The sequence below is a fragment of the Agarivorans sp. QJM3NY_30 genome (genome assembly GCF_050870855.2).
Taxonomy (GTDB): domain Bacteria; phylum Pseudomonadota; class Gammaproteobacteria; order Enterobacterales; family Celerinatantimonadaceae; genus Agarivorans.
This window is the reverse complement of the sequence record NZ_CP194038.2, coordinates 919,746-942,351: the sequence shown is the minus strand read 5'-3', so window position 1 is coordinate 942,351 and position 22,606 is coordinate 919,746. Positions and strand designations below refer to the sequence as shown.

At 44.7% G+C, this 22,606-nt stretch carries 21 protein-coding genes; 10 read left to right on the top strand and 11 right to left on the bottom strand.

The window, feature by feature from the left end:
• Window positions 1-30: 30 nt before the first annotated feature.
• Together prfC and ACRRSX_RS04260 are read right to left on the bottom strand one after the other, a co-directional pair.
• Window positions 31-1,620 (bottom strand): peptide chain release factor 3, encoded by a 1,590-nt coding sequence (gene prfC / locus ACRRSX_RS04265; RefSeq protein ID WP_432454461.1) that lies wholly within the window; start codon window positions 1,618-1,620, stop codon window positions 31-33.
• A 427-nt stretch (window positions 1,621-2,047) separates the two neighbouring features.
• On the bottom strand, window positions 2,048-2,941 hold the full coding sequence (locus ACRRSX_RS04260; protein WP_432454462.1) for a LysR substrate-binding domain-containing protein: 894 nt from the start codon (window positions 2,939-2,941) through the stop codon (window positions 2,048-2,050).
• A 120-nt stretch (window positions 2,942-3,061) separates the two neighbouring features.
• Here ACRRSX_RS04260 and ACRRSX_RS04255 point away from each other — a divergent pair, with 120 nt between their 5' ends.
• Window positions 3,062-3,796, top strand: a complete 735-nt coding sequence (locus ACRRSX_RS04255; protein WP_432454463.1) for an SDR family oxidoreductase — start codon at window positions 3,062-3,064, stop codon at window positions 3,794-3,796.
• Between the two features lie 573 nt (window positions 3,797-4,369).
• Here the strand turns inward: ACRRSX_RS04255 and nhaR are convergent.
• On the bottom strand, window positions 4,370-5,263 hold the full coding sequence (nhaR, locus tag ACRRSX_RS04250) for a transcriptional activator NhaR (protein WP_432454464.1): 894 nt from the start codon (window positions 5,261-5,263) through the stop codon (window positions 4,370-4,372).
• Window positions 5,264-5,378: 115 nt separating this feature from the next.
• Here nhaR and ACRRSX_RS04245 point away from each other — a divergent pair, with 115 nt between their 5' ends.
• The 5 genes from ACRRSX_RS04245 (at window position 5,379) to ACRRSX_RS04225 (ending at window position 8,918) form a co-directional block, all read left to right on the top strand.
• Window positions 5,379-5,720 (top strand): HPF/RaiA family ribosome-associated protein, encoded by a 342-nt coding sequence (locus ACRRSX_RS04245; RefSeq protein ID WP_432454465.1) that lies wholly within the window; start codon window positions 5,379-5,381, stop codon window positions 5,718-5,720.
• A gap of 71 nt (window positions 5,721-5,791) precedes the next feature.
• Complete coding sequence (locus tag ACRRSX_RS04240) at window positions 5,792-6,466, top strand: Bax inhibitor-1/YccA family protein (RefSeq protein WP_432454466.1); 675 nt, start codon at window positions 5,792-5,794, stop codon at window positions 6,464-6,466.
• A 125-nt stretch (window positions 6,467-6,591) separates the two neighbouring features.
• Window positions 6,592-6,777: a DUF2986 domain-containing protein gene (locus ACRRSX_RS04235; RefSeq protein WP_432454467.1), complete on the top strand. Its 186-nt coding sequence runs from the start codon at window positions 6,592-6,594 to the stop codon at window positions 6,775-6,777.
• Between the two features lie 268 nt (window positions 6,778-7,045).
• The gene (locus ACRRSX_RS04230) at window positions 7,046-7,618 is read left to right on the top strand and encodes a thioredoxin family protein (protein WP_432454468.1); all 573 of its coding nucleotides are present in this window, start codon (window positions 7,046-7,048) and stop codon (window positions 7,616-7,618) included.
• On the top strand, window positions 7,602-8,918 hold the full coding sequence (locus tag ACRRSX_RS04225) for a MipA/OmpV family protein (RefSeq protein WP_432454469.1): 1,317 nt from the start codon (window positions 7,602-7,604) through the stop codon (window positions 8,916-8,918). The genes ACRRSX_RS04230 and ACRRSX_RS04225 overlap by 17 nt, the downstream gene beginning before the upstream one ends.
• Window positions 8,919-9,031: 113 nt before the next feature.
• On the opposite strand, the gene ACRRSX_RS04220 is transcribed toward ACRRSX_RS04225, so the two are convergent.
• From ACRRSX_RS04220 to ACRRSX_RS04190, 7 genes are all read right to left on the bottom strand, one after another.
• On the bottom strand, window positions 9,032-10,321 hold the full coding sequence (locus ACRRSX_RS04220) for a DEAD/DEAH box helicase (protein WP_432454470.1): 1,290 nt from the start codon (window positions 10,319-10,321) through the stop codon (window positions 9,032-9,034).
• 407 nt (window positions 10,322-10,728) lie between these two features.
• Window positions 10,729-11,193, bottom strand: coding sequence for a ribosomal protein S18-alanine N-acetyltransferase (gene rimI, locus ACRRSX_RS04215; RefSeq protein ID WP_432454471.1), 465 nt, complete (start codon window positions 11,191-11,193; stop codon window positions 10,729-10,731).
• Window positions 11,166-11,552: a DNA polymerase III subunit psi gene (locus ACRRSX_RS04210; protein WP_432454472.1), complete on the bottom strand. Its 387-nt coding sequence runs from the start codon at window positions 11,550-11,552 to the stop codon at window positions 11,166-11,168. Before ACRRSX_RS04210 ends, rimI begins: the two co-directional genes overlap by 28 nt.
• A gap of 44 nt (window positions 11,553-11,596) precedes the next feature.
• Complete coding sequence (gene rluF / locus ACRRSX_RS04205) at window positions 11,597-12,460, bottom strand: 23S rRNA pseudouridine(2604) synthase RluF (protein WP_432454473.1); 864 nt, start codon at window positions 12,458-12,460, stop codon at window positions 11,597-11,599.
• 78 nt (window positions 12,461-12,538) lie between these two features.
• Window positions 12,539-13,366, bottom strand: coding sequence for an HDOD domain-containing protein (locus tag ACRRSX_RS04200; RefSeq protein WP_432454474.1), 828 nt, complete (start codon window positions 13,364-13,366; stop codon window positions 12,539-12,541).
• Between the two features lie 631 nt (window positions 13,367-13,997).
• The gene (uxuA, locus tag ACRRSX_RS04195; RefSeq protein WP_432454475.1) at window positions 13,998-15,176 is read right to left on the bottom strand and encodes a mannonate dehydratase; all 1,179 of its coding nucleotides are present in this window, start codon (window positions 15,174-15,176) and stop codon (window positions 13,998-14,000) included.
• Window positions 15,177-15,308: 132 nt separating this feature from the next.
• A complete protein-coding gene (locus ACRRSX_RS04190) occupies window positions 15,309-16,091 on the bottom strand; it encodes an FCD domain-containing protein (protein WP_432454476.1) in 783 nt (260 codons plus the stop codon).
• A gap of 844 nt (window positions 16,092-16,935) precedes the next feature.
• Here ACRRSX_RS04190 and ACRRSX_RS04185 point away from each other — a divergent pair.
• The 3 genes from ACRRSX_RS04185 (at window position 16,936) to ACRRSX_RS04175 (ending at window position 19,917) form a co-directional block, all read left to right on the top strand.
• Entirely contained in the window at window positions 16,936-18,399 is a 1,464-nt protein-coding gene (locus tag ACRRSX_RS04185; RefSeq protein ID WP_432454477.1) for a fructuronate reductase, read from the top strand.
• Window positions 18,400-18,740: 341 nt separating this feature from the next.
• Window positions 18,741-19,397 (top strand): hypothetical protein, encoded by a 657-nt coding sequence (locus ACRRSX_RS04180; RefSeq protein WP_432454478.1) that lies wholly within the window; start codon window positions 18,741-18,743, stop codon window positions 19,395-19,397.
• Between the two features lie 10 nt (window positions 19,398-19,407).
• Complete coding sequence (locus ACRRSX_RS04175) at window positions 19,408-19,917, top strand: YgjV family protein (protein WP_432454479.1); 510 nt, start codon at window positions 19,408-19,410, stop codon at window positions 19,915-19,917.
• Window positions 19,918-20,034: 117 nt separating this feature from the next.
• Here the strand turns inward: ACRRSX_RS04175 and ACRRSX_RS04170 are convergent, their stop codons facing one another.
• Window positions 20,035-20,418, bottom strand: coding sequence for a hypothetical protein (locus ACRRSX_RS04170; protein ID WP_432454480.1), 384 nt, complete (start codon window positions 20,416-20,418; stop codon window positions 20,035-20,037).
• Between the two features lie 338 nt (window positions 20,419-20,756).
• Between ACRRSX_RS04170 and lepA the strand changes: the two genes are divergently transcribed.
• Entirely contained in the window at window positions 20,757-22,550 is a 1,794-nt protein-coding gene (gene lepA / locus ACRRSX_RS04165) for a translation elongation factor 4 (protein WP_432454481.1), read from the top strand.
• Window positions 22,551-22,606: the final 56 nt, after the last annotated feature.

The window sequence follows — 22,606 nt, the reverse complement described above, 5'->3', positions numbered from 1 at the left end:
AATGCGACCTTTTTATTTATCCAAAATTGCTTAGTGTTCCCGAGTCTGGAAGAACTGCACCGCAGGATAACGTTCAATGGCTAAGTTTAAATTCACCATGGTTGGCGCGAGGTAAGTCAGGTTATCCCCGCCATCTAAAGCAAGGTTATCATGCGCTTTCTTCTTAAACTCTTCAAACTTCTTACTATCATCGCAGTCACACCAACGCGCAGTCGCGACGCTGATCCCTTCGTAGACCGCTTCCACCTTATACTCGGTACGAAGCCGGTGAACCACCACATCAAACTGCAATACCCCAACGGCACCCACGATTAAATCGTTGTTACGTAAAGGTCTAAACAATTGCACTGCACCTTCTTCAGATAACTGAATCAGGCCTTTTAACAACTGTTTTTGCTTCAAGGGATCTTTCAATCGAATTCGACGGAATAACTCCGGAGCGAAATTGGGAATACCGGTGAACTTAATCATCTCACCTTGAGTAAAAGTATCGCCAATTTGAATGGTGCCATGGTTATGCAAGCCAATAATGTCACCAGCAATTGCATTTTCTGCAGCACTACGGTCGCCAGCCATGAAGGTAACCGCATCCGAAATGCTGACATCTTTCCCTAAACGTACGTGACGCATCTTCATGCCTTTATTATATTCACCGGAAACAATCCGCATAAAGGCAATCCGATCACGGTGCTTCGGATCCATGTTGGCTTGAATTTTAAATACAAAACCAGAAAAGTTAGCGTCGCTGGCCTGCACTTCACCCACATCGGTTGCTCGAGGCTTGGGTGAAGGCGCCCATTCTGTTAGGCCTTCTAACATATGATCCACGCCAAAATTACCTAAGGCAGTACCAAAGTAAACGGGGGTAAGCTCGCCTTGTAAAAATAACTCGTGATCAAATTCGTTGGAAGCACCTAAAACCAACTCGAGCTCTTCACGCATTTGCTCCGCCAATTCGTCTCCGATTGCCGCCTCAACTTCAGGGTTATCAAGACCCTTAATGATTTGCTCATCTTGAATGGTGTGACCTTTACCTGTTTGATACAAAATCACTTCATCTCTAGGGATGTGGTACACCCCCTTAAACAACTTGCCGCAACCGATTGGCCAAGTAATTGGCGCACACATAATGTTAAGTTCGTTTTCAACCTCATCCATCACTTCCATAGGATCACGAATATCTCGATCCAATTTGTTCATGAAAGTCACAATTGGTGTATCCCGCAGGCGGGTCACTTCCATCAACTTACGGGTACGGTCTTCCACACCCTTGGCGGCATCAATTACCATCAAGCACGAATCAACCGCGGTGAGAGTTCGGTAAGTATCTTCCGAGAAATCTTCGTGGCCAGGAGTGTCTAATAAATTGACGATGCAATGGTTAAAGGGAAATTGCATCACCGAGGTAGTCACCGAGATCCCCCGTTCTTTTTCCATCTCCATCCAGTCCGACTTAGCATGCGTAGCATTGCCTCGGCCTTTTACGGTACCGGCTTTCTGAATCGCGTTGCCGAATAACAACACCTTTTCAGTAATGGTGGTTTTACCCGCATCCGGGTGAGAGATGATAGCAAAGGTTCTTCGCTTGTTGATTTGGTGAAGAGAATTGGGCTCTGTCATTAAGAATTCTTTTAGTTTATACACAGATCGACAAACCGTTTAGAAATCCCGCTCGAGGGCTTTCTCTAGTCGAATCTGTAATGTTAATCATAATTGGGCGCTATTTTCACCGATCTTGACTTTATAAACAATCAATGCTTATTCAGTCCCGCTGATTTAGGCTCAGTAAGTCGTAATGCAGGCTTAATTTTTACATGGCTTAGAGTTCTTTTAGTGTACACACAGATTGGCAAACCATTTAGAAGTCCCTCTCGAGGCTCTGCTCTGGGCGAATCTGCGATGTTAATCATAATTGGGCGCTATTTTCACCGATCTTGACTATATAAACAATCAATGCTTATTCAATCCCGCTGATTTAGGTTCAATAAGCCATAATATAAACTTCACTTTTATACGCTTTCACTAACTGCAGGCTAGCTTGTATTCGCTATCTTTTATTCTCTTGAAACTGGCTTTTAAGCCACTGGATAAATACCCGGGTTCTGGCGGAAAGATGTCGATGATTTGGATAAACAATGGATACTGGCATCTGTGGAGGCGGAAAGTCCGCTAACACCTCAACCAAAGAACCATTTGCGAGTTCATTCACCAAACGATATTTGGGCACTTGGATTAAACCTAAACCCGCGACAGCACACCCAGTGTACAAATCTGCGCCAGCAACTGAAGTTCTGCTAGCTAAATTGATAGATACATACTTGTTTTTTAACTTAAACGCCAAGCTTGAAGGTTTAGATAACTGCGCAAAAGAATAACCAACAGCAAGATGCTCTTGTAAATCATCCAGCGACTTAGGGATCCCAAAGGCTTCAAGATACGCAGGGCTTGCCACAGTGACTTGCGTCATTTCAGCTATTTTCTGAGCAATCAGCGAGGAATCTTGCAGTGGTCCAGCCCTGAGGACACAGTCGACTCCTTCATGGACGAGATCGATTAACTTATCATCTTCAGCGATGTGTAGCGTAATATCCGGGTACTGGCGAATAAAGTCAGCAATCTTGGGCATCACAAAGTACTTTGCCAAAGTGCCTTGCAGATTTACCCGCAAATGACCTTTAGGTAAAACCTCCAAAAAGGAAGATTCAATTTCCTCTAGATCTGAAAGTAGCCCAACACATTGCCGATAATAGGATTCACCTTCATGAGTCATATGCACTTGCCTGGTAGTTCGTTCTAACAGGCGGATCCCTAAGCGACTTTCAAGTCGCTTGATTATATTTGTCATCGTCGGCCTTGGAATACTCAGGTCATCCGCCGCTAAAGCAAAACTGTTACGCTCTGCAATCCTCACGAACACCTGCATCTCTTTGAATCTATCCACCCACTCACCTCGACATTATTAATTTATTTGGAATTATTAAGTTAAATAATGGGTAATTATTAAGCATTGATATAACCATATACTGGCCATAATCTTTTAACAACTCATGAGTAATGCAATATGTCTCAGTCAAAAATCGCCCTTGTTACTGGCGGCTCCAAAGGAATCGGTGCTTCAATCGTAAACAAATTAGCCGCTGAAGGTTATGCCGTCGGCGTGAATTATTCATCAAGTGCAGATGTGGCAGAAAGTCTGGTCGCAGACATTAAAGCCAGTGGAGGAAACGCTATCGCGGTACAGGGTAATGTGGGCAACTCAACAGAGGTCGCACACATGTTTAATGTTGTCGAGGAGAAATTGGGAGCGATCTCGCTATTGGTGAACAATGCTGGAATCATGAAACTTGCTCAACTCTCTCAGAGTGATGAGGAGCTGTTTGATAGCCAAGTCGCCGTGAATTTTAAAGGCACCTTTAATACCCTGCGCCTCGCTGCAGAACGAGTCACAAATGGAGGACGGATTATCAACCTGTCCACCAGCATCGTAGGACTAAAACTAGAAAGCTACGGCGTGTACGCGGCAACTAAATCAGCGGTAGAAACAATGTCTGCAATACTGGCAAAGGAGCTTCGTGGACGTTGTATTACAGTCAATACCGTGGCTCCCGGCCCTACTGCCACTAATTTGTTTTTAGACGGAAAATCACCACAATTGATTGACCGTTTGGCAAATATGAACCCATTAGAGCGCCTTGGCACCCCACAAGATATTGCCAATGTGGTGATGTTTTTGGCGAGTCCAGAAGGTGGCTGGATAAATGGTCAGGTTATTCGCGCCAATGGCGGTATGATTTAAACCAAAGTAAGAAGCAAGACCCCGAACATCATCACTAAAGCTCTCTATCGATGTCGCTCCAGGCGCCACCGTGACAAGAGGCGTTCTTTTCGATGTGCTTAGCTGAATGCCTGTTTCAGCCAATTCCAAGCTGATATGCGCAGTTGTTATATGACCGGCCGAGTGAGAGCGTGGTGCCATGGTGGTTTATGGTAAAACCACCAACGATTGCAGTGTGAGTGTTGCGCTTTGCCTACACGAACTAACGAGCAAGCAATGCGAACTTTAAGCACTCACTCATTAATCACCTCGACACATACAACGCCGATGGAACGATCAGCGATTAGCGTTGCTAAAACAGGATGGGGATATTCGAAAACCAACATATAGCTGGCCCGAACCGAGAGGAATTAATATTAATTGCCATTCAAATACCATTCATTATTTAGGGTGTTAGGAAGACTCTGAATAATCAAAAATTCGCCATTGAGCAATCACGAGCAAACACCTGCGTTCGCTGATTTTTGCTTGTTATTGTGATGAGCAAGCAATATTAAACGCTAAATCTAAACAAACTCTGCGAGCATATTTAGTCTATTTTTTTAGCCACTCTCTGGCCGCTTCAGTAATCGCAAGCACCGCAGGATTGGATAAACGTCGTTCCGCCGAAATCGCAAAAAACTGCTCGCGTACCACATCACTCGCACCAATCACTTCTGCACCATATTGCGCCGCGACCTCCGCGGCAATTGCACTCGGCACAAGAAACACCCCGACCCCGGCTTGACCAAAAGCCTTCATTAATGCGCTATCGTCAAATTCGCCCACCACTCGCGGATGAATGTGAAGTTTATCCAGCCATTGCAATAAACGCACATGCATCACACTACTCTCACTAGGGATCAATAACGGCGCACCATGTAAACTATGAGGAAAATCACCAACCAAACGCTCGGCTAAGCTAGGAATGGCGAGAAAGCTCACACCACATTCCCCCAAAGAGTGATTAAAGCCTCTAACCCCTAAACCTGGGGGAACTGGCGCATCGGCGATCACAATATCTAAGCGATGTAAGGCCAGTTCGGCCAGTAAATTATCAAGGCTACTCTCTCGACATATCATACGTACCGAGTCCGCCAAATTGAGCGCCGGTGACAATAGACGATAAGCGATGGATTTAGGCACAACTTCGGCAATCCCAACTTTCAATAACTGTGGACGCTGTGCAATTTTATTGCGCATCGTATCTTCAAGTTCATCACCCAAGGAAAAAATCTCATCGGCATAACTCAGCACCAAACGACCAATTTCGGTTAACTCTAGGTTTCGCCCCACCTTGTTAAACAAGGCTTCACCAAAATGCTGTTCCAGCAACGTAATTTGTCCACTAATTGTCTGTGGCGTTATATGCAAGCGCTCACTGGCACGAGCTATTCCGCCTTGCTTGGCTGCGACCCAAAAATAATGCAGGTGCTTGTAATTAATCACGAATCAAATACCTCGTTTTATACGAACCATACAACAACTATATTCGAGTATACCTGCCAATGAAAGCAACATAAGCTAATCGCTCTAATCAGTTTTTATTGGTGAGGAGAAGCAGATGCAAATAGACATGCAGTCACGTCATTTACCCCTAACACCGTCTTTACAAGATTATATTCGCCGTCGGCTACATTTCGCCATGGGATCTCAATACCAACGTATTAAGCGCATTATGGTGAGACTTTCCGATACGAACGGGACGCGCGGTGGCAACGATAAACGCTGTCAAATATTAGTGAAACTGAGTGGTCAAGCAGATGTGGTGATTGAGGATACTCAATCGCAGATCAGTGTTGCAGTTGATCGCGCGGCCAGCCGAGCCAGCCGCACTGTAAATCGTAAAATAGCTCGAATACGCAACAAAGCGTTACGCGCACCGCTAATCAGCGAACCGATATAAACGACCAAGCGCACTTTGAGCGTTATTTACCACAAACAACTGAGCGATTCGCAGTAATAAGGAATACCAAAATGAACACATCACCTTTTTCAAATGCACCAAGCACCACCAACGAGAGCGTGCTGGCAAGTAATAAAGTGATCCGTAATACTTATACCTTATTGTCCATGACCCTGCTCTTTAGCGGGCTGATGGCTGCCACCTCGATGGCTCTAAACCTCCCCCACCCTGGTTTAATCCTCACTATGGTTGGCTATTTTGGACTATTGTTTGCCACGACAAAATGTCGTAACAGTGGCTGGGGCTTAGTCTGTGTATTTGCCCTAACTGGTTTCATGGGTCTCACTCTAGGGCCGATTTTAAGCAGCTACTTAAGCCTACCAAATGGTGGCCAAATTGTGATGCAAGCTATGGTAGGCACCGCCGCCATCTTCTTATCATTATCAGCTTATGCACTCACCAGCAAAAAAGACTTCAGCTTTATGGGTGGCTTTTTAATGGTTGGTATTTTGGTGGCGTTTCTAGCCGGATTAGGTGCGATGCTGTTTAGTATCCCAGCCCTGTCATTAGGTGTATCGGCGATGTTTGTATTGCTGATGTCTGGACTGATCCTCTATGAAACCAGCAACATTATTCACGGTGGAGAAACCAACTACATTATGGCGACCGTCACCTTATTTGTTGCCATCTTTAACTTATTCACCAGTCTGCTGCAATTGCTTGGCTTTCTTAATGGCGATGATTAACACGCTTTAGTCCGCGTCAAAGGGCAGCACCAATGTGCTGCCCTTTCTGTTAACGCTCAACTATGCGAAGAAAGCACGAATTTGTTATCCTTACAGGCATAAATAATACCTTGAACGAGCCGTAGATGAATCGTAAAAAGAAAATTAACGAAACCCTCAAAAAGAAAGCAAAAAAGGCGAATGCTAAAAATCAAAAAACCAACAAACCTCGCTACGTCAGCAAGGCCGAACGAGCGACCTTAGCTGAACGAGACGCGGGCATCCCAAATGATCCCCCCTTAGCTGACAGCGAGTCGCCAAATCAAGCCTAAGCTCTTGAAATTGAATCATTCATCAAGATAGACGTCATTAATTACCATTTAAAACCAATCGAGAAGTAAAACATCCCGATTGAAGCAGAATAAAATCGTAAATTTGTGATAAATAAATTTAGTGCGGAGTCGCTTTAGCTGAATCGCAGACTCAAGCCACACTTTTCAAGTACTCAGTTGATTTTCTAATGTAATTCAAGCTTACTGATACAAAGCCGATATAGACTTGTAGCCGCATCGTCATTGTGAAACAAGAAGAGCAGATGAGATGAACTTAGCACCGATAAAAAAAACATTTTTTAGCCTGCTACTGATTGGACTCGGTGTAGGCGCTCTAAGTTACATTTTTATTTATCATGTAAAGGATAGAGGTGTCAGCGCTAAAGATGGCTGGTTGTTTGATATCGATGGCTATTACGGTGCGATTCGCGAATCAAAGCTGAGTCAACGTCCGGTATTTCTATATCTGCGGCGTAAAGCCTGCCAACGTTGCTTAGCATTCGAACAATACTATCTGAATAATCCCGAATTAAAACGAGTATTAGCGGATTATGTGAAGGTGCAAATCCTTACCGATACCGACCGCCGTCATCGATTATTTGCCGAACGTTTTAAACTCAATACCTATCCATCTGCATTTATCCTTTTCGACGACGAACACCCGGTTTCGCTATATTTAGTGTTAGCGATGCAACAAATTTGGGTCGCCCAAGATAATATCAATAGTGGTAATTTTATGCCGCTCTCTGAAGCGAGCTTTCGTTTATCTCTCAGCCATGCAACAATACTGGCCCAAGAAGCTGCGCTCAGGGATAAATCTACCGTTGAATCAATTCCTTAACGTTCAAGTAGTTGCGTGTCTATTGGCAAGTCTATGCCTCACCAGTTTACCATCTCATGCCAACCCCATACTTGATGGTCCACAACAGCACGACTGGGGAATTGCATTAGGTCTGCGTCATGCGAGTATTCCCTACACTTCTAACATTAGTACCGTGTCCGATGTAGTTCCCTTATTTTATTATCGAGGAGAGCGACTGTATTTAGATGGCTTAAGCGCTGGCTATAAATTATGGAAAGAACAAGACTTTGACCTCGCGCTAATGGGGCGTTACCGTTTTTTCGACATTCCGGCGAACTACCAAAACAAGATACGTGGCGATGGCATCGACTTTGGTTTAAGGACTCAATGGCGCTTTAAACCCGACTATTCGCTCAACCTAGAATTATTGAGTGACGACCTCGGTCACTTTCACAGTCAACTTGAGCTAACCTGGCAACAATTCTATCAAGCTTGGTATTTCGAACCCTATGCCTCAGCCCACTTGAAGAGTAGTAACTATAATACTCGCTACTATGGCCTTGAAATTTTTAAAACCAAAGCCGATACCGACTTAAAAATGGGCATCAATTTACGTTATCAAGTGTGGCGAGACTTTTACTTAATGGCGAAGGTTGGCGCTTCTTATCTGGGTAAGCGCACTCAAAATATCCCGATCATCGATCAACGTTTTCAATATGAAAGCTTTTTAGGGATCAGCTTCTTTAATTATCAATATTCAAATACATCCAGCAAATGGCCAAAGGGGTACTTACAACTCTCCCACGCCTGGGCAACACCATCGAATCTAGGGGACATCATCCACTTTAAAGCGGAAAAAGATGAATATAACAATCAATTAACTTCAATTTTTTATGGACATTTACTCAGTAAGACCCTACTAGGTTATCCCGTTGAAGTATATCTCACGCCCGGCTTCGCCTATCACTACAGCTCGGCGGTTCAAGATCCGATCCTAGAATACATCTTGGCATTTAAAGCCTATTACACCTTTCACTGGCCATTACGCTGGCGATTTGGTGCTGCAGAAGGTTTATCTTATACCAGCAACATAACCTACCTCGAAGCATCAGAATTAGGTGAGGAAGGAAAGGGTTACAAGCCTAGTAAGCTATTAAATTATTTGAACTTTTCTCTAGACCTTAACTTAGGTGATTTACTCAATAAGAAGCAACTAGAAAATATTTGGGTAGGTTACAACATCCACCATCGCTCGGGGATATTTGAAAACTCTTCACTATTTGGCCGTATTAAAGGTGGTAGCAACTACCAAGGGCTACATATTCAATGGACCTGGTAGTCTAGGTTACGCAATATAGTTCGAATATTGTGGTTCCGACAGTCAAACAAAAACAAGCCTAAGTATCAAAATCTCTGATAAATCAATTTATCGAATACTGGGCTCTAAGCTTTTTATTTATTGCGACTTCCTTTGTTACGGCTTCGACTCGATGAACTCCCACCACGCTTCCCACGCCCCTTCGATTTTCTTCGACCTTGAGGTGCTGGATCGGGCTCAAAATTACCATACTCCTCATCATCGGATACATCTACTGTGACCTTCTCTTTGGGGGTGGGCACAAAGCCTGGAATGAACTCCCGCTTAAATTTACCACCAATCACACGTTCAATCGCCGCTAACTGCTTGGCTTCATCTTCACTAAACAATGAAACTGCCAAACCAGAGGTACCTGCACGCCCGGTACGACCAATACGATGCACATAGTCTTCCGGTACATAAGGGAGATCAAGGTTAACCACACAAGGCAACTGGTGAACTTCAATCCCCCGAGAGGCGATATCAGTGGCGACTAAAACGGTTAGTTCACCATTTCTAAAACCCTCTAAAGCAAGAGTGCGGGCGTGCTGAGTTCGATTAGCATGGATTGATGCGGCACTAATCCCAGCGTTTTGTAGCTGAGTAACCATGTTATCGGCGCCTACTTTAGTACGAGTAAAGACTAAAACTTGATGCCAATGATTACTTTTAATTAAGTGGATCAATAGCTCGCTTTTACGCGCCTTATCGACTGGATAGATAAGCTGCTTAACCGTATCAACGGTACTGTTGGCAGCGGTTACTTCAATCAAAACAGGGTTATTTAACATCCCCTTCGCAAGCAACTTGATCTCTTTAGAAAATGTTGCTGAAAACATCAACGTTTGACGTTTACTCGGGAGCAAGCTTTGAATGTGACGAATATCGTCGACAAATCCTAAATCCAACATCCGATCAGCTTCATCCAAGACTAATATCTCAAGCTGTTCAAAGTTAATCGCCCCTTGATTATAAAGATCAATCAAACGACCAGGAGTCGCAACCAGCACATCCAAACCACTTTCCAACTGAGCTATCTGTGGTTCAATCCTCACGCCACCAAACACAGCCGCAGAGCGAATATTCATATGCCGGCTGTAATTTTGAACGCTCAAGACCACTTGAGCGGCAAGCTCTCGGGTTGGCGTAATCACTAAAGCCCTTACCGAATGAGTCTGTGGACAAGGGCCACCTGATAATAGCTGCACCATAGGCAGGGTAAAACCAGCCGTTTTTCCAGTGCCAGTGTGTGCCACTGCCACCACATCACGCTGACTAAGTACCACCGGAATCGCTTCAAGCTGTATTGGAGATGGTCTTACATAACCTTGCTCGGCAACGCTTTTCAACAGCTGAGCACACAAGCCTAAAGAGCCAAATGACATAGATAAATCTTCCTTTACAGCATCACGCCAAGCTCAAGCGCACAGCGTCAGTATCCAAATAAAATACAAAATGTTGAGACAGCCATTTTATACATTGGAAAATACCGACAAATAATAGGGCGGCCATCCTAACAACAGAATCAAGCTCAGTCGACAACATCGACTCAAATCAGCTATTTTGCGCAATCTTGCAATGAAAACGCCAAGTATTGCGAATTGAGTAAGCGGTTTAGTCAATTCGAAGGCCATGATGAACCGCCAAAGCGTGAGCGCTTTGCGTGCTTTAATAACGACGATGCTAGGCTAGTATCGGGAATACGAGCGCATGAACAAAGCCAATCGCATCCTACATACACTGATGTAAATCATCAGTTAGTCTAAAGGAGTAAGAAAACAAATTGATAAATCTAAACAGTGCAACAATATTGCATAACCAGGGCATCTTCTCGGCCCAGCTTATCGCAGGGGTAATATCCTTTACGACAATCAATTTCAACAAACTGAAAACGCTGATATAGACTCTGAGCAATCACATTACTGCGACGAACTTCCAGCATAATTTGCTGCCATTGTTGCTGCTCAGCCAACGCAAACATCGCTTGCATCAGGCGCTTACCTAAACCCTGCCCTTGATGTGCTGGATCAACGGCCAAATTAATCAATTCTGCGTCTCCGGCGACCACCCGTAAGATCATATAAGCTAACAAATGATTTTTGTGCCACAGACCCAAATTACGGTACAAACCACCAAAATTACTACTGAGTAATTGGCGACTCCAAGGATGTGAATGAGCCGCCTGTTCAATATTCAACATCATCGGCACATCCATCACCGACAGATGACTTACTTCGACTTGAGGAGCTGAGTGCATATTTGCTGCCATAAAATACGTTTTGCCTGGCGATCACTGAGCAGGCGTTGCGGATCACATTCAATCAAGCAAGGGTGAATTGGTGCCGGCTGATGCGGATCTGCCCATAATACCCACGCTTGGTAAGCCGCTGGAAAATGAGCGGCGCTAACGCAATGAACATCCTGCCATTCGAGCTCCATAGCAGCAACAATAGCTTTAAATAGATCGATATGCACTTGTAACTCATCTGGCTCAATCACTATCACCAAAGGCCAAGCCAAGGGTTCAGTCATAACTTGGCTGACGAGGTTAGCACGAGTTTGCCAAACATCAATATCCATCTCAGCCAAGTAGGTCAGCGCCTGCTTATCTAACATTTCACGCCTCTATATCCATCTTCAGTTATCCACACGAACCGTTCTCAACGTGGTTTTTTCTTTAAACTCAGCGTGGTTTTGCCACTGTTTTTGGGAGCATTCTTCAGCCGATGAGTGCTCGTCGCTTGTTTGTTATGCCATACTGTTTTAGCGCCAGATTTGCTCGCTTCAACCGCCGTTTTACTCGAGTGAGCCACCGCCTGATTAATTTCAGACATTTCAGCTTCGGTTAAATTACGCCACTGCCCCGGTCGTAAATCATCTAAACGCACATTCATAATCCGGGTACGCTTGAGCTTCAGCACCTCATAGCCGAGGTATTCACACATCCGACGAATTTGTCGATTGAGTCCTTGGGTGAGAATAATAGTAAACACAAATTTGCTATTTACTTTGACCTTGCAGGGCTTGGTAACCGTATCGAGGATCGGTACGCCGCGTGACATTCGCTCCACAAAACGCTCACTCAGCGGTTTATCCACAGTCACCACATATTCTTTATCGTGGGCATTCTCAGCGCGCAAAATTTTGTTAACGATGTCGCCATCACTGGTTAGAAAAATTAAACCTTCAGAGGGCTTATCCAGTCGACCAATCGGAAAAATACGCTGTTTATGAGCAATAGCGTCGATGATATTACCTTTCACATGACGCTCGGTGGTGCTGGTGATCCCAATCGGTTTATTGTAAGCGATATAAACCCGATCAGACTTATTGCTAGCGATGGCTTTAATTAATTTGCCATCCACGGCAACCCGATCGGTAGGCTGAACCTTGGTTCCCAATTCGGGTTTGATGCCATTAATGGTGACTCGCTGCTGCTCAATGAGCTTGTCTGCTTCACGACGAGAACAAAAACCGGAGTCACTGATAAATTTATTTAGACGTTTTTCGCTTGAGGCACTCACAAAGGGCTTCCACTGGCTAGTTTACCCGCCTATTAGAACACAGGTCGCTAACACCAATCCAATAAATGCGACAACAAGCTAACTAGACATTTGCTCGGCCATTTCACGCCCCTGTCCTCTCACCTTATCGATCGATACATAGTATGACGAAGGCAGAATCAAACGCCCAGAATGGGCATGGCTAACCAAGTAATCGATTTTCGCGGCTTTACTTTCTAATGAGTCCCAGTCTCGATGCACTTTACAGGCAAAGTTCAATACCAACGCCCTGAGCGGCTCAATAGTCGCTAAATCAGGATTCATATAAAACTCAATGGTATCCACTAAACGCGGTGCAAACTTCCAGCTGCGGGCCAATTCCGCGCCCAATTTGGCAGTCGTCGTCCCCAATAAACGCCGTTGTAACTCAAGCTCATCTTCACCTTCTGCCACCCTCGCGAGAATTTCGCAGGCAATATCGGGTACCAAGCTATGGATCATCAAGTCGCCAATGTTGTGCAAAATACCAGCCGTAAACATCTCGTTGGCATCGATCCCAACTTTATTTGCAATTTTACTGGCGATAATCGCAATCTCGAAGGTATCTCCCCAATATAATTTCATGTCTAAGGTTTTAAATCTGGGGAAAGCATTGGTCAACCAAGAGACCACAATCATTGTTTTTAAAGGGATAACCCCCAAACGGATCACCGCCTCATTGACCGAAGCAATCGTTCTGCTATGACCAAAATGAGCGGAGTTAGACAAGCGCAATACCCGTGCGCTAATCACTTGGTCCATCGAGATTTTCTTGGCGAGCACCGCAAAATCGCAATCAGGGTGATTAAGCATACTCACTAACTCTTGCACCACGCTCGAAACTTTCGGTAATTCATTAACCCGGGCAAGCAATTCTTGTTCGGTCATCCTAACCTCCCTGCCACCAATATCATTGCTGAGTGTCGGCAGACTCACTCAATATGTCGATTTAAGGACGAATTTTAACTACTAATTCAACTACTAATATAGCTGCTTTAAGCCAGTCGAGTAACTTTGAGTTGACGAATTGTTAAAATATGAAATTTATCAGTATTTGATAACACACAATAAAGATAAATCTGCGTAAGAGCAAACCAACGTTCACCCGGCCAATTAGTCAGCGACAAACTAGTGAATATTGTAAGTAAAAAAGGCACTACATCTGTAGCGCCCTACTTATAATTAAAGTTTTATGATTGATCGCTCAGACGATGAGCCAAAGAATAGATTCGCAGGCGACCGATTCAAGTGTCAGCTAAAGCATAAGCTAATGAGCCAATCGAACTAGCCAAAATGACGCCCCGCTAACCACGCGAGTTTTAGCCCTTCGAACACCGCATGGATCAGCACCGACTACAAATATTCATCAACTGTCACTTCACTGTAGCGGCAAAATATCGAGCGAGACACAAATCTGCGCTCGAGACTCAAACGGGCAATCGAATCACAGCGAAGTGGCATAAGCACTCAGCAGCAGATCCAGCTTAAGAAAATGTTTAAGATTCGCTAAACAACCCGCTTAAAAAAAAGCGCGGCGCAAAGCGAGCTCAAGGCCACGGACTTCAGCAAGGCCCTTCAAACGGCCAATTGCCGAATAACCAGGGTTAGTTTTTTTATTCAAATCATCGAGCATTTGATGGCCATGATCAGGACGCATTGGGATCAGTCTTTGTTCCCCCTGCTGTTTACGGCGATGCTCTTCTGCTAACAGCGCCATGACGACCTGATACATATCGACATCACCCTCAAGATGAGCCGCCTCATGAAAACTCTTCGAATTCTCTTCACGCATAGTCGAACGCAGATGAGTAAAGTAAACACGCTCACCATGTTGCTTAATCATATTCACCAAATCGTTGTCACCACGTACCCCATAAGAGCCAGTACACATGGTAATCCCATTCATTTTACTGGGAACTTGTTCAGTGAGAAAATTAATGTCTTCAATGGTAGATACGATGCGCGGCAAACCTAGAATAGGTCGTGGTGGATCGTCCGGATGAACCGCCATTCTCAAACCATAAGCTTCGCAAACAGGCATTAACTGCTGTAAAAAATAAACCATGTGTTCACGCAAACGATCTTTAGTAATACCCGCGTAACGGTCCAACTGAGCCTGAAACTCGGTGAGCGTATAGCCCTCTTCTGCGCCCGGCAAACCTGCAATAATATTGCTGGTCAGTTTAATCACATCTTGTTCAGACATTTGCTGAAAATATGCCAGCGCCTGTTGTTGCTCATCAGCGGAATAATCTTTTTCGGCCGCTGGTCGTTTAAGAATATGTAGCTCAAACGCGGCAAAAGCGATTTGATCGAAGCGTAGCGCTTTGGAACCATCAGGCATTTCGAATGCCAAATCAGTGCGAGTCCAATCTAAAACAGGCATGAAATTATAACATACCGTATCGATGCCACACTGCGCCAAATTAGTCAGGGTTTGCTTGTAGTTTTCGATCCATTGTTGGTAATCACCGGTTTGAGTTTTGATATCTTCATGTACCGGAACACTCTCTACCACCGACCAGCTTAAACCTTTCGCTTCGATGATTTGCTTACGCTTTAGAATTTCCGGTTTACTCCATACTTCCCCATTAGGAATATGGTGCAAAGCATTCACAATTCCGGTCGCCCCCGCCTGACGAATATCGTCGAGAGACACCAGATCATTGGGACCATACCAACGCCAAGTTTGTTCCATTACAACCACCTTTTTATCTATATAATCAATTTACTTCACCATCGTAGTGCCAACGATGAAACAAACTAAAAATAGCAATTCATTGCAAAATTTAAGTCATAGCAATTTTGGAGAACCAACAGGGGCCGATCATCATTTCCCCAACGACACCACCGGATTCGAGCTAAACAAATAGCCGTCAAAACTGGGGTCGTCAATGTCTGAGAGCTCCAATAGTCGCTGTTTTACATTTTCAAGGTGTTGCCACATGGCATTTTTAGCCGCTATCGGATCTTTACGTTGCATCGCCGCCAAAATACGGGCGTGGTCAGCAAGCCACTCTTCACGATAAGCCGTATCAGTAATGTATGAATGAAGAACTTTCCACATTGGACTTTGTTCTCTGCGATCCCAAGAATGCTTCAGCATATCCACCAAAACCGAGTTTTGCGTCGCCTCGGCAATGCTTAAATGAAACAACTCATCGCCACTGCTATTACAAGAGCCTTCGGCCAGTTCTTTGCGTTCCAGCTCTAAAGCCGCCCGCATCTTCACGATATCGCCTGGAGTTACTTGAATCGCCGCAAATTCAGCAATATTACTCTCGAGTAATTGCCGAGCTTGCAGCATTTCAAAAGGGCCTGCATCATCTTTCATCATATTTTCACGGCCATTCGATTGGTCCGGAATATTCACAACGTAAACCCCAGAACCTTTCTTGACTTCAACTAAATTTTCCAACTCCAGCATAATAATGGCTTCACGCACCACGGTGCGACTCACCTGAAGCCTTTCGGCAATCTCACGCTCAGGTTGTAGACGGTCACCCACTTGGTAATGACCATCCATTAATTCTTGTCTCAGTATTAGACCGAGTTCCTGATACGGTCGTTTCGGTTCAAAAAGCATCATGATCTGCTTATCACTATTGTCCATTACATTATGCGTTCATCATAATGGCCCAAGCAAATTGGTCAACCTGTTTATCTAAAACTGCCGTAACACCTTGTTTTCATGTTTCAATAATCAATTGAATTAATAGCCTTCATCGGCTCAACAGCTGGCTTCCCCAATCGCCCTAAAGAAATCATCAATACAGCGGCAGAGCCACGCGTTCTAGGCCGAAATACTTCAGTTGCATCGCCGTTTATTGCTGTATAGCACTCACAGCGGCCAAAGCAGAGCCAGCTTCATCGCTTTACTCTCGAGCAGTAGAAATCTCAAAGCTTGTAAGTTCGATTTGATTCAGCTTCGACGCACATATTCGCGATAAAACAACGCAATGTCAAACCAATATCCACAAATTACCGACCAATATTCATAAAAACAACATTTTGGTTAACCAATTACGTGACACCGATCACCATCTGTTTCATGGTATTTCCTTATAATCCTGACCTAAAGAAGCCCAAGACCATTTATCGTTAAAAATAACTGCTCAACCAAATTTATCACTAGTTACTTTATTCGCTCAAATGGAAAACAACTAACAATTGGTATACCAAAGTTAACAAATTCAATGAACCGAGGGCGATCTTTATCGACGACTGCTATGCGATTTCTCCACAGCTCGATGCTTAGCAAACTCACCAACAAAGCAATGAAACAACAAAGGTGCTTCTATGCAGCCTCGATTATCGCGCAAATACAGTGGACTCGATTTCACAAAGCAACCTTTGCCTCCAGGGGGGAAGGGTGAGACTTGAAGACTCAATCAAAAATGAATTTTATTATCGAAAAATATTCCGCCAGTTTGACTGACGGAAAATAAGGAAAAATCATGAACAATATTGCTAATACCACTCTTAAGGCTGGAGTACTCCGCCCGAGCTACCCTCGATTAAATCTGAAAAGTCGCATTGTCCATCTTGGTTTTGGCGCCTTTCATCGTGCCCATCAAGCCTTATTCACCAACGAAGTATTAGATAAATCCAGCAGTGATTGGGGGATCTGCGAGATCAACCTATTTGGCGGAGAGGAACTAATCCGCCAACTCCGCCAACAAGATCATCTATATACGGTTAGCGAAAAAGGGGCTACCGAAACCACCGTGAAACTCATCGCTTCAGTAACCGAATCCTTGCATCCCAGCTTTGAAGGCTCGCAGGCGGTATTAGCGAAGATGGCCGAGCCACAAGTAGCAATTATCTCGATGACCATCACCGAGAAAGGTTACTGTGTCGATCCGACAAGCGGTCGTTTAGATCTCAATAATTCGTTGATAGCCACCGATCTGGCTAATCCTCGACAACCGAGTTCGGCCATCGCCTATATCGTTGAAGCCTTGAGAATGCGGCGCGATTTAGGTCGGCGCGCCTTTACGGTTATGTCTTGCGATAATGTTCAAGAAAACGGTCATGTTGCCCGCGCCGCCGTACTCGATTTTGCCCAAGCGGTTGATCAAGAGCTTGCCGCTTGGATCGAAGCAGAAGTAAGCTTTCCCTGTACCATGGTTGATCGTATCGTTCCTGCGGCAACCGCCGAAACCTTGGAAGAAATCAGCCAACAACTTGGCGTCGCCGATCCCTGTGGTATCGCCTGTGAACCCTTTAAACAATGGGTGATTGAAGATAATTTTGTTAATGGGCGTCCTGATTGGGATATCGCCGGTGCAGAATTTGTAAGCAACGTGGTTCCCTTCGAAGAAATGAAACTACGCATGTTAAACGGCAGCCATTCCTTCCTCGCTTATCTCGGCTATCTGGGAGGGTATCAACATATTTCCGATACCATGAGCAATGAGAGTTACCGCCAAGCCGCTTTCGATTTAATGATCAAAGCTCAAGCTCCGACTTTAAACATGCCAGAGGGTACCGATTTGCTTGCCTACGCCAAGCAACTGATAGAACGTTTTAGTAATCCAAGTTTAAAACATCAAACTTGGCAAATCGCTATGGATGGTAGCCAAAAAATCCCACAGCGTTTTGGTAGCGCCTTGCGTTATCACTTAAACCAAGGCTCAGACTACAAATGGTTAGCAATGGGCATCGCTGCTTGGATGAAATACGTCGGTGGCGAAGATGAAAACCAACAGCCCATAGAGGTTCGAGATCCGATGGCAGAGCAATTAAAAGCGATTTACCAAGCACATCCAGAACAAGCATCACGAGTCAAAGCCCTGCTAGGACTTGAATCCGTCTTCGGTAAAGAGCTTGTGAATCATCATCATTTGGTTGCCGAAATCAGCAAAGCCTACCAAATCATTTGTCAAACAGGCGCTCGCGCGGCCGTGGCTTCCCTATAAACAAGCCGACTCCGAAGGTGGGGCGTCGAAGGATGCATTGCTAAACAAACCTATATCATTGCGAAGCGAATACCCGCTTCGCAATAATCGGCCATCCAAAGATGGCGAAGAATTGTTTCAAATATGGGCAACTGCAATCTTTGCGCACGGCACGGAAAACCATAAAACCGATCGCCATGGATGCTGGAGGTGTATATGCTCAGCTTAAGGAACAAGCGCTTTCACCACTGAAGAACGAGTATACTGCTTGCTTCAAGCCAAAAAGCTTCCATAATAAACCTTTATTTATCCAGTAAAATCAACCATGATCTCCAGATTCACAGGGGATGAGGCAAGACCGCATGAAACTAGCTCTGCTCTATACTCTAGAGGCCAATATCGCCCTGTTTAAACCCTACCTTGAGCAACACTTAGAGATGAACAAACTCGATATCAAGCACTATGTTCACCCCGAATTACTACAAAGAGCCATCGAGCAAGGCTTAAGTGAACAGCTGATTAAAGCTGTACAACAAGTAATACAACAAATCGCACAGGCAGGCGCAGAGCTGATTGTATGTACCTGCTCAACCATCGGAGACATTGCAGAAAATACCCCGAATGTGTCCGCCCGAGTGATCCGAGTCGACCGTCCCATGGCCAATCAAGCGGTTCAAGCCCAGCGAGTGCGAGTATTTGCCGCGCTGCAAAGCACACTCACTCCAACCCTTGAGCTAATCGCCAGCTGTGCCCAACAACAGGCGAAAAACCCCAGAGTAAACGCCGAACTGATCCCTCAAGCCTGGTCCTATTATCTGGCGGGCGACACCGACAACTATGCACGTACCATTGCCCAACACATCAATCAACAGCGTCTCGATGATGATGTCATTGTACTTGCACAGGCTTCGATGGCCCATGCGACTCAATATATTCAACAACCAAATATAAGCATATTAAACAGCCCCGAGTTAGCCGCTCACTACTTACGCGAGCAATTGCAATTCAGTCAAATTTAAGGGAATTATCATGCCAGAATTAAACCTAGCGCAAGTTGTCGGCCTGATCGCTTTCCTAATCGGTATCAGTGCCTTTTTTACCCAAGATGGCCATGCATTTAGACGCCGACTGACCATTTTTCAAATTGTGCTGTGTGGTCACTTTATATTAATGGGGGCTTATACGGCGGTGTTTGCCAGTGCCATTAGCGCGTTAAGAACCTATGCGTCGAGCAAAACTCAGTCCAGCGGCGTCATGTGGAGTTTTATTGCCCTGTTGTGGTTAATGAGTGTGCTGGCGATGCATAACCCCTATGAACTGCTCCCCATTATTGGTACGTCCTTAGCGACTTGGGGGCTATTTAAAACGGAAGGCTTAAAACTTCGCGCCTTGCTTCTATTCAACTCCTTTTGTTGGTTAGGCAACAACCTGTTGTTGGGCTCCATTGGTGGCACGATGATGGAAACAACCTTTATCTTGGTCAATTCCTATACCATCATCAATCTCATCAGAGCCAACAACAAACAAGCGATTGAATAAGTATTCGAGATAAGCCAAGGGCACGGTGGCTGTAGATGGCATAAAACAATCATAAACGACTATTATTGCGACAGCTTAGGCAAAGGCTTTCACCGCTTGAATTGCTTATAATTGCAGTTAATCAATGGCGGCTAAGGCACCATTCACACAGCGCATACCTGGTACAAAAGTCAGCTTATCTGCCGACATCTTTTGACCATTGGGTAGCTTAATATGATTAACTAACCAGAGCACACAGCCATCACTTAGATTCAGTAAACAACGAACTTGAGAATACAAGTGGCCATCATCAAACACTGAAGATACCGCGAAGGCTTGACCTTGCCACGCTTTTACCGCCTTATCATGACACATCACTAAATCGAGATATAAAATTTCCGGCACCACATCTTTCACCACTTTCAAGCATAATCTAGTACTAGAATAGCTTTGTTTTTCCAGCCACAGTCGATGGCCAATCGCGGTATCGGTCCACTCGAGGATCGTCATTTCTGCGTTCATGTCATTCCTTATCTATTACAGAGGAAACAATGGTATTTTTTAACTAAGCGAGGGTCGACAATCGAATCTCCCTTATTGCTTTCTGGTCACCACATGATCAAACAGTATGGAGTAAGGCATTATACCACCGCCATGCCACCAAACGCTTTTCACACCCACAAAAATGACAGGATCTCCCTACGATAAAAATAATTGACTGAAAATTTTAGCCGTTTTATCATGCCGACGGCTAAAAAATGTATCAAAACGCGCTTTCATGGCGCCACGCTCCCCCTAGCACTTCCTTTAGAAATGCTGATTTTCTGTGGGTTCCCCATATTGATACAAGGCTCCATTCAATGAATAATTCTAACACTCGTAATTTCTGCATCATCGCCCATATCGATCACGGCAAATCAACCCTTGCCGACCGCATGATCGAATACACCCATACCCTCACAGCCCGTGAAATGAAAGATCAAATATTAGATTCGATGGATATCGAACAAGAACGAGGGATTACGGTTAAACTGCAAACCGTTCACATGCTCTGGCAAGACAAAACTGGAAAAAAGTGGCAATTCAATCTTGTTGACACCCCAGGTCATGTCGATTTTTCTTCTGAAGTATCCCGCAGCATTACTGCCTGTGAAGGTGCTATCCTACTGATTGACGCGACTCAAGGTGTACAAGCACAAACACTGGCTAACTTGCGTCTTGCTCAACAACATGGGCTCACAATATTGCCTGTCGTGAATAAAATTGACAGCCCTCAGGCTGATCTTGCGCGGGTGATGACGCAGCTATCGGCAATTGATGGCCTTGCCCTACAACATATCATGCACTTGTCAGCAAGAACCGGAGAGGGTGTTGAAGCCTTGCTTGACACGATCCCAAAACGATTCCCTAGCCCCAGGAGCAATCCCAAAAACCCTCTAAGAGCCTATATTTTTGACTCTCACTACGACTGTTACCGTGGTGCGATCCTGCATGTAAGAATAATGGATGGCAAACTATCGCCAAAGGAAACACTTAAATTCATATCGACAGGTCAGTCATTTGAAGTGATTGAGACGGGTTATTTCATGCCCCAAATGACCCCGACTCGAAGACTCAATACGGGTGATGTAGGCTATATCACTGGGGCTATAAAAGATATTCGCGCGGTGCATGTTGGAGATACAATAACATCACGCCACCAGCCGGCAACAGAGCTAGTGCAAAAGTTCACAGAAATAAAACCAATGGTTTTTTGCGGCATTTATCCCGACCTACAAGGCAATGCTGAAAACCTGAGGTATGCGATGCAAAAACTACAACTGAATGATGCCTCACTCTCCGTAGAGCCTCACGTATCAGAGTCTTTAGGCGCTGGATTTCGTTGCGGATTTCTCGGCATGCTGCATCGAGAAATAATTGAAGAACGCCTTAAAAGGGAATATCAACAACACGTAATCACCACTGCACCAACCGTGAATTACCGGTGTATTTTAAAAAATAACACGATTCTAGAAGTCGATAATCCAGCTCTGTTTCCATCTCACGATGTTCTAAACTATGCCGAAGAACCCTTAGTAAGGGTGAGCATTAGCACCCCCTCTCGTTTTTCGGGAAGAGTTCTAGAATTGTGTGACAGCAAAATGGGGGACTATATGAATATGTCCTACCTTTCCGATGATGACGTTCTCATCGAATACAGCATGCCCCTAGCAATGATGATTAATGGCTTTTTTAGTGAGCTTAAATCTGCCAGCAAAGGCTATGCAACGCTTGACTATAAACCAGATGGTTACAAACGCTCAGAGCTAGTTAGAGTTGATATTCATATCGATACCCAAGTTGTCGATGCATTAACCTTTATTAGCCTTCGCGATAGCTCATTTCAGCGCGGCACCGCGCTGGTAAACAAATTGAAATACCTCATGCCGCGTAAACTTTATCCGGTACCTGCCCAAGCAGTGGTTAACAATAAAGCGATTGCTCGCGTAGATATTCCACCATTACGTAAAAATATGCTTGCGTCTGGGTTCAATGGTAGTGTTTCAGCAAAACAGCGAATGATACGCCAGCAACGAGAGCATCGTAAAAATAGCCGAGGGGCTCTAAGGATGGAAATATCTAGGGAAATCTTTAGCGCAATACTCCTCGCTTAAAAATTATTGGTTATATAGCTAACATGAAATGACGCTCCCAAAACTGGGCGCTGATC